Annotated in this window: 5 protein-coding genes; 3 read left to right on the top strand and 2 right to left on the bottom strand. The window is 68.3% G+C overall.

From position 1 onward, the window contains the following. On the bottom strand, positions 1-623 hold a 623-nt coding region (locus ABZV00_RS30915), incomplete at its 3' end, for a hypothetical protein (protein WP_355612716.1). Positions 624-964: 341 nt separating this feature from the next. On the opposite strand from ABZV00_RS30915, the gene ABZV00_RS30910 reads away from it, so the two are divergent. Then, a protein-coding gene (locus ABZV00_RS30910; protein WP_355612719.1) for an IS3 family transposase occupies positions 965-2160 on the top strand; the annotation gives its coding sequence in 2 pieces (ribosomal slippage) (positions 965-1217 and positions 1217-2160; 1197 coding nt in all). A 10-nt stretch (positions 2161-2170) separates the two neighbouring features. Here ABZV00_RS30910 and ABZV00_RS30905 read toward each other — a convergent pair. After that, positions 2171-2929, bottom strand: a complete 759-nt coding sequence (locus tag ABZV00_RS30905) for an ABC transporter ATP-binding protein (protein WP_355612713.1) — start codon at positions 2927-2929, stop codon at positions 2171-2173. Positions 2930-3157: 228 nt separating this feature from the next. Between ABZV00_RS30905 and ABZV00_RS30900 the strand changes: the two genes are divergently transcribed. Then, a complete protein-coding gene (locus tag ABZV00_RS30900; RefSeq protein WP_355612711.1) occupies positions 3158-3412 on the top strand; it encodes a LysE family transporter in 255 nt (84 codons plus the stop codon). A 411-nt stretch (positions 3413-3823) separates the two neighbouring features. Beyond that, positions 3824-6256: a M14 family metallopeptidase gene (locus ABZV00_RS30895; RefSeq protein ID WP_355612707.1), complete on the top strand. Its 2433-nt coding sequence runs from the start codon at positions 3824-3826 to the stop codon at positions 6254-6256. Positions 6257-6603 lie beyond the last annotated feature (347 nt).

Raw genomic sequence — 6603 nt, 5'->3', positions numbered from 1 at the left:
GCCCGGCGGCGATACTGACGCCACCGCCGTGACCCCCGCTGGCCCGGTTTCGGTGCCCGCCGCGCCACCGCCCGGCGGCGGGCTTTGGTGTCGGCCAGGTGCATCCGGTGCTCCGCGCGGACCGCCCGCCCGGACACCAACAGCCCGGCACCGTCGGGCCCGGCCACCGCGTAGGGGTGGATGATGCCGAGGTCCACCCCGGCCACCCGACCCGGTTGCGGCCCCACCCCCGGTGGGTAGGTCGCGACCGGAATCTCGGCGGTCACGTCGAGGAACAGCCGCCCGCCCTCAGACAGCACAGTGATCGAGCGGACCTGCTCCACCGGGTACGGCAGATCCCGGGCCAGGCGAACCCACAACGGGCAGGTGCCTCTCGCGCTGGGGATGCGTACCCGCCGCCCGTCAACCGTGAAGGTGCCGTGATACCAGCGCACCGGCACCAACCCCCGCCGGCGACGCGGAAACCGCGCCGAGTCGTCACCGGCCTTACGGCGCTTCGCCGCCGCGAACCAGGCATCGGAGAACCGACGCAACACCGACCGGGCACCCGTACTGTCCAGCTCACCGAACGTGCCCGGCCCCGACGCCGCCAACTCCCGACACAACTCCTGATAGCCAGCCACCGGCGCATCCCCGCGGCGACGCCGCCACGCATTGACCTCCAACACACACGCCCACACATCACCACCCGAACGCAGCAAGCCGAAACACCGCCGCCGCTGCCCTGACGTCACCCGCAACCCAACCCGAGCCGTGCGATACACGACCCGCGGCGCAGCGGAATCCCGACGGCGAGGCACAAACCGAACCCAACACCACCGGTACGACAACTTCCCAACCACTCACCAACCCGGCGAACGTTAGCGGCCACCGCACTAGCCGAGTCCTGGACCAGGACTGAGGCGCCACAGATTTCCCGGACACGGAACCCACTAAAATGGTTCCGTTGAAGGAAGAGGTTCCGATGCCGAAACAGCGCCGGTCGTTCACGCCGGAATATAAAGAACAGATCGCCCGTCTGGTGGTCGAGGAGTCGCGGAATATCGCGTCGACCGCCCGGGAGATCGGGGTCAACGAGCAGACCCTGCGGAACTGGGTCAACGCCTACCGGAACGCGCACGCCAGCGAGGAGTCGCCGTTGACAATTTCGGAACGGGCCCGGCTGCGCGAGCTGGAGAAAGAAGTCCGCGAGCTACGCCAGGAGAAGGAATTCCTGGGAAAAGCCGCCGCCTTCTTCGCCAGCGAGTATCGGTAGAAGCTAAATATGAGCTCATCGACGCGCAGAAGCACAACCTCGACCAGCACGAAAAGGCGGTCTACACCGTCGTGAACATGTGCCGGTGGCTGGGCGTGTCGTCGTCCGGGTATTACGAATGGAGAAGCCGTCCGCTGTCCGCGACCGCGCAGCGACGCGAATATCTGAAGACGCTCATCGTGTCGGTCTTCGCCGACTCCGACGAGACGTACGGGCATCGGCGCGTCCACGCCGAGCTGGCTCGTCGAGGCGAGCACTGCTCCGTCGAGTTCGTCCGCGGCCTGATCCGCGAGCTGGGCATGGTGCCCTGCCAGCCCCGACCGTGGCGGCACAGCCTGACCGACGCCGACCCGGCCGCCGCGGCCATCCCGGACCTCGTCCAGCGGAACTTCACCGCCGAGACCCCTGGCACGAAACTGGTGGGCGACATTACGTACATTCCCACCTGGCAGGGCTGGGTGTACCTGGCCACCGTCATCGACTGCTGCACGAAAGCCGTTATCGGCTGGGCGATGGACGACAATTACAAGACACCACTGATCACCGCCGCGATCGAGATGGCCGCCAGAAATCAGCGCCTGCAGCCCGGCGCCATATTCCATTCCGACCGGGGCAGCAACTATACGTCGACGGAATTCGCCAGAAAACTCGGGCGGCTCGACATCCGGCAGTCCGTCGGCCGGACCGGGACCTGCTACGACAATGCCCTCGCCGAATCGTTCTTCGGCGCCCTGAAAAACGAGCGAGTCAACCGCACCGTGTATCCGACCCGGAAACGCGCCGTGGACGACATTGCGCGCTACATCGAACTCCGATACAATTCCCGACGTCTCCACTCGGCACTCGGCTACAAGACCCCAAACGAGGTCCACACCGAGTACCTGAACCGACAGCTCGCCGCATAAATCAGGCCACCTAAACAGCTGTCCGGAAAACGCGGGGCTCCTCAGACAGCCGCCACGTGCCGTAGTACAGGTTGGCGCGCAACGAGTCGGTGAAGGAGTACGGAAACTGCGAAGCGTACGCGATCCGCCGGCGCCACCGGTCGATGTCGACGTCGCGAAGTAACGCATCACCGTTGATGACGATCTCGCCTCGCTCCGGCGTGATCAGACCCGCGATGAGATCGGCGAGCCTACTCTTGCCGGCACCGCTCGCACCGACGATGGCGACCGCCTGACCGCGCCGCAGTGCCAGGTGCAGGTCCGTGAGGACGGTACCGCGGCCCGGATAGCCGACCGAGACGCCACGCAGTTCGAGACGGTCGATGTGCTCGGGCGGCTGGGACGCGGCAACCTCCTCCGCCAGCTCATGGAGCAGGGTGCCGATCCGCCGGACCCGCTCCGTCGCCTCGCCCGCCTCGCGGTGCCAGCTCATCCAGTCGCACAGCACCTTGGCGGGGCGCGACATGTACCCGTACGCCATGGCCAAGCCGCCGATGCCGATGTCACCACGGGCGATCAGCCAGCCGCCGCTGGCCAGCAGCAGGAGTGTCCCGGCGGCGTGGACGAGGGTTGCTGCGCGCGGACACCCGTGCGTTGTGCCGTATCCGGGCGAGGTCCGCGCCAGCTTGCGGTCGAGTATCGCCGACGACTGGACAAGCTCCCACGCCCTGGCACCCGAGGTACGGGTGAACACCATGAGGCCGATGCGTTCCCGGAAGTACTCGTTCATGGCCTCGGTACTGTCGATGACGCCGTAGCGACCGTGACCATCGGACGGGTGGTCGTATCGTTCTTGTCAAGATCGCACCCCTCGTTTACCCCCCGAAAACCCCGGTGGACGGACGACAATCAGTGACAAGCGGCGATCATCGATTGCTGGCGTTCGGGCAGGTCAACTGCAGAACTCGACAACCGACGACAAACTTGGAATTGCCGCGGTCGGTAAGCCGTGTCGGACGTGCTCAATCCCAAGGCCGCCGCCGTCTACCTCACCCTCGCCCCGCAGTTCCTCCACCCGTCCGGGCCGGTGCTGGTCCCCATGTTGGTGCTCGCCACCGCACACGCCCTGCTGCACACCTTCTGGCTGGCCGGCTGGACCGCGGTCACCGGCGCAGCCGCACGGCTGCTGCGCACCGCACGCGTGCGCCGTACCCTCGACCGGCTCACCGGCACCGTCCTCATCGGCCTCGGCGTCCGCTCCGCGGTGACCTGACCCGAGACAGCAGGCGGTCCGTCGACGCCTTCTGGGCTCGGGAAGGCTTGGCGCGGGACCTGCCCACCTACCCCACCTCTTCGGCGTGTTCGGTGAGGACTACCGCCCGAGAGTCAACGGGCCCAGCAGAGGATTGACAGTTCACGCTGTGACAGCTGAGGATTGCCTCAGTCCACCAACTGTCACCGGAGAACCTCCGTCACCATCGTTCGACACCCCGCAATTCGGCGACGCGGGTCCTGTCGAGGCGACGGAGCCGGACGACGTCACCTTCCCTTTCTCAGCGTGTCGCGCGCTCGGTTGCCGCAACGACCGCACGCGACCCAACGGATGGAGCCGCGTACCCCGGGCGTGCCCCTCGGCCATCTCCTACGGCCATCAGGCCGAGTAGCCAGAAGGGCAGACATCACCATGCCGAAATCCCTACCCGCGCGGTGGCGACGCCGCCTCCCGGTCCCGGCGGCGCTGGCCGCCGCCATGGCCGTCGTGCTGCTGGTCAGTCCGGCCTCGGCGACCGCGCCGGACGCCGCCGCACCGGCCGATTCCGGCCCGGTCGCCGGTGAGCCGGCGAACGTCGTGGAGGTGCTGCTCGCCGGCACCGCGGAGCTGGACGCGCTGGTCGCCACCGGAGTGGACCTCGACCACCATGTCGAACGCTCGGAGAACGGCGTGGTCGCGCACGCGGTGCTCACGCCGAGCGAAGCCGCCCGGCTGACCGCGGCCGGCTTCACCCTCGGCGACGTGCTGCATCGCCCCGAGGACGCCCGGGCCCGCGTCGAGGAGCGCGAGTCGACCATCGCCGAGCACCTCGCCGAGAACCGGGAGTTCGCCGCCGCCGCGGCCGACCCGACCGCTCCGGACGTCTCCGACATCAAGATCATCCGCGCGGACTACTACACCTCCGGTGCCAGCCAGGTCCTCTCCGTCGAGGCGAAGTGGGCGCAGGGCCAGACGGCCAGCAACACGCTCACCGTCGAGCGGGACAGTGGGCCGGGCACCGCGATCGGCTCCGGCGGCACGCAGACCATCTCCCGCTTTGTCGACGCCGGCGTCTACCTCTACCACCGTGGCGCCTCGGCGGTGACCAGCCGGCCGGACCGTATCCGGATCACCAGCCCCACCGGGGATGTGGCCGAGGTCAAGGTGCAGGAGTGGCTGCCCACGCCGGAGACCAGCCCGGAGGGGCCGGGCTACCAGAAGGACTTCGTCACCAGCTACCTCACCCCGACCGAGCTGTACGCGCGGATCCACCAGCTCGCCGCCGAGTTCCCCAACCTGGCCGAGATCGTCGAGCTGCCGTACAAGACGAACGGCTACCGGCGGCACGCCCAGGCCGTCCTCGGCAGCGCCAACGCCAGCCGGGTCGCGGTGGACTCCCTGGCCTGGGGGCACCAGGGTGGCAACGACATCTCGGTGGAGCTGGTGAACCCGGGCGTCGGCAACGCGGCGCTGGCGGTGACCGTGAGCGGTAAGGCCATCCGGGTGGCCCTCGGTACCGACGGAGCGGGCGCGGTGACCAGCACCGCGGCCGAGGTCGTCGCGGCGCTCAACGCCGTGGCCGGGTCGCTGGTCAAGGCGTACACCTATCGCGGCAGCCCGGGCGGCGGCGTGGTCGCGCCGGCGGCGCGGACCGCGCTCACCGACGACCTGAGTGCGCCGGCCTCCGTCTCCCGCGATCCGCAGCCGGTGTACGCGATCCGGATCGGCAAGGTTCGGGACGGTTCGAAGCCGGGGGTGCTCGCCTACGCGCAGGAACACGCGCGGGAGTGGGTGCCGCCGCTGGTCACCGTCGAGACCGCCGAGCGGTTGCTGCGCAACTACGCGCACGACGGGCAGACCAAGCAGCTGCTGAACAACCTGGACATCTGGATCGCTCCGTCGGTCAACCCGGACGGCGGCCACTACTCCTTCTACGACTTCAACTCCCAGCGCAAGAACATGACCAACCACTGCCCGTCGACCGGGGCCGCAGACTTCCTCGGCCGGGACTCGTGGGGCGTCGACAACAACCGCAACTACACCGAGTACAGCCTCTTCGACGGGTACTCGGGCGCGTCGAGCAGCTGCACCAGCGGCACCTACGCCGGGCCGAGCGAGCTCTCCGAGCCGGAGAACCGCAACGTCGACTGGCTGGCCGCCCGCCCCAACATCAAGTTTTCGATGAACCTGCACTCCTCCGGGAACTACTTCATGTGGTCGCCGGGCGCGTACGCCCTGCCGGACCGGACCTCGGCGCCGCGGCCGACGCTGGCCGAGGAGTCGGCCTTCTGGGGCGCGTCCTCGCGGATCCTGACCGCCATCAAGCAGCACCGGAACATGGCGGTCACCCCGGCCCGCACGGGCCCGATCTCCGACGTGCTCTACTCGGCGGCGGGCAACTCCGGCGACATGCTCTGGTACAAGTACGGCATCTACGCCTGGAACTTCGAGGTCGGCACGTCCTTCCAACCTGACTGGGAGGAGGCGCACTCCGAGGCGATGGAGTTCTCCAATGGCCTGGTCGAGCTGATGCGGGTGGCCCGGGACTTCGCCAAGGACCGGACCCGCCCGGAGAGCACCCTCACGGTCGCCCCCAGCTCGACACCGGGCATGGTGAACGTGACCTTCGGCGTCTCCGAGCCCGCCTCGGTCTTCTACACCCTCGACGGCGCTACGCCGACGTACTCGTCGACGCTCTACGGCTCGGCGGGCATCCGCGAGGGCGGGGAGACCCTGACGATCCCGGCCGGTACCCGGATCAACTGGTTCTCGGTCGACTCGGCCGGCAACGTCGAGAACAACTACACCCCGGACGGCAGGGGCAAGAACTACCGCAAGGGCCAGGCGGTCCTGCCGACCAGCTGACGAATCACGGCAGGTAGGGACGGCCGCGGCGCTCCTGGGCGCTGCGGCCGTCACCGCTCAACGACGATGCTGGCCGTGTCGATCCTGCGGGAGGTCCAGGACTCGCTAGCGGTCCCAGGCGCGACCGAGCCATCGGGCGAGATCGAGGCCGACTCTGCCGCCTGACCGTCGTTCACGCCGGGACCGTTCATCCCGCCGGTGGACGCGCCCTCGCGTGGTTCCTCCATCTCGTGTCGAACATCAGGGATGAACCGGACGCTTCCCGATTGCACTTTGTTCAAGTGGTTGCCGGGCCAACGCTAGGCACGTCTTGAACATCGTGCAAGAGTGATCCCGAGTCCTGTTCG

Source organism: Micromonospora sp. NPDC005173, from assembly GCF_040608515.1.
Taxonomy (GTDB): Bacteria; Actinomycetota; Actinomycetes; order Mycobacteriales; family Micromonosporaceae; genus Micromonospora.
The sequence above is the reverse complement of the archived record's forward strand: the minus strand, read 5'-3'. Positions and strand labels throughout refer to the sequence as shown.

Bases quoted from the DNA above. Each gene is read 5' to 3' on its own strand.
- ABZV00_RS30905 (WP_355612713.1), bottom strand. From the start codon at position 2,929: ATGAACGAGTACTTCCGGGAACGCATCGGCCTCATGGTGTTCACCCGT.
- ABZV00_RS30895 (WP_355612707.1), top strand. From the start codon at position 3,824: ATGCCGAAATCCCTACCCGCGCGGTGGCGACGCCGCCTCCCGGTCCCG.